Source organism: Gluconobacter sp. P1D12_c, assembly GCF_018812105.1.
GTDB lineage: Bacteria > Pseudomonadota > Alphaproteobacteria > Acetobacterales > Acetobacteraceae > Gluconobacter > Gluconobacter oxydans_A.
This window is the reverse complement of the sequence record NZ_JACSIQ010000053.1, coordinates 1-1,205: the sequence shown is the minus strand read 5'-3', so window position 1 is coordinate 1,205 and position 1,205 is coordinate 1. Positions and strand designations below refer to the sequence as shown.

The 1,205-nt window shown below is 58.1% G+C and carries 2 protein-coding genes; one reads left to right on the top strand and one right to left on the bottom strand.

Going from position 1 to position 1,205, the window contains the following annotated elements; translation table 11 throughout:
• Positions 1-869 (bottom strand): zinc-binding alcohol dehydrogenase family protein (locus tag KP705_RS15415; RefSeq protein ID WP_215764778.1); only part of this gene is annotated, 869 nt, incomplete at its 3' end.
• Positions 870-969: 100 nt separating this feature from the next.
• On the opposite strand from KP705_RS15415, the gene KP705_RS15410 reads away from it, so the two are divergent.
• A partial coding sequence (locus tag KP705_RS15410) for a helix-turn-helix domain-containing protein (RefSeq protein ID WP_215764776.1) occupies positions 970-1,205 on the top strand: 236 nt, incomplete at its 3' end.

Sequence of the window (1,205 nt, the reverse complement as noted above, 5' to 3'; positions counted from 1 at the left end):
TCGTTCAGGAGTTTCCCTTGTGTGCTGATGTCTGCCGTTCCGAACAGTGAGCGGGTGAACATCAGCTCCCAATGCAGGGACAGGCTTTTGCGCTTGAGGGGTACAGCATTGAGTTCAGCAGGGTCATCAATCAGGCCGAAATGTCCCTGAGGGGCTAGAAGTTCGACGATCTCTGCCAGGTGCCGATCTGTCTGCGTCGTGGAAAAAACAAAACCGGGGGCGCCCGTAGGAAGGGCAGCAACCTGTGCGGCCAGAGGCTTGCTGTGATCGATCACGTAATCTGCCCCGAGAGATGTGACCCAGTCCTGCGTTTCGGGGCGCGAAGCCGTGGCAATGACCGTGATATCAGTCAGAACCTTGGCCAGCTGGATCGCCATGGAACTGACCCCGCCTCCGCCCCCAATGATCAATATGGACGGCGTCGTTCCCGGGACAGGCCGACGAATGTCCAGGCGATCGAAAAGCATCTCCCAGGCGGTGATTGCTGTCAGCGGTAAGGCGGCGGCTTCGGCCCAGTTCAGGGAGCGGGGTTTGCGACCAACAATCCGTTCATCGACCAGATGAAACTCCGCGTTGGTCCCTGAGAGATTGATCGCCCCCGCATAAAAGACCTCATCGCCGACAGAAAAATCCGTGACGTCCGGTCCGGTGCCGACGACAACGCCTGCGGCATCCCAGCCCAGGACACGCCACTGACCCGCCTCCGGCGTTGCGCTGCGGCGGACTTTTGTATCAACCGGATTGACCGACACGGCCCTGATTTCCACCAGAAGATCCCGGCCCGAAGGAACAGGTTTCGGCAGATCGATGTCCTGAAGGGACGCCGGGTTTTCGATGGGAAGCGGCGTCTGATAACCGATGGCCCGCATGATGTCTGCTCCTCTGTTGAATGAGGAGAAGAGTGAGCACTATGCTGTTTTCAGACAAGAACGCACTTTTAACGCCCATAGTGTCGGAAATGATACCGTTATGACCCGTATCCGCCATCAGTCGCTCGATTGCAGCCCCGGCTGCGCTGTTGAAGCAACGCTTCAGCTCATCGACGGGAAATGGAAAGGCGTGATCCTCTATCATCTGCTTCAGGGGACCTTACGCTTCAACGCCATCCGCAAGCGCCTGCCCAATATCACCCAGAGAATGCTGACGACCCAGCTTCGCGAACTGGAGCGCGACGGGTTTGTCTTACGGACGGTCTACCCGGAAGT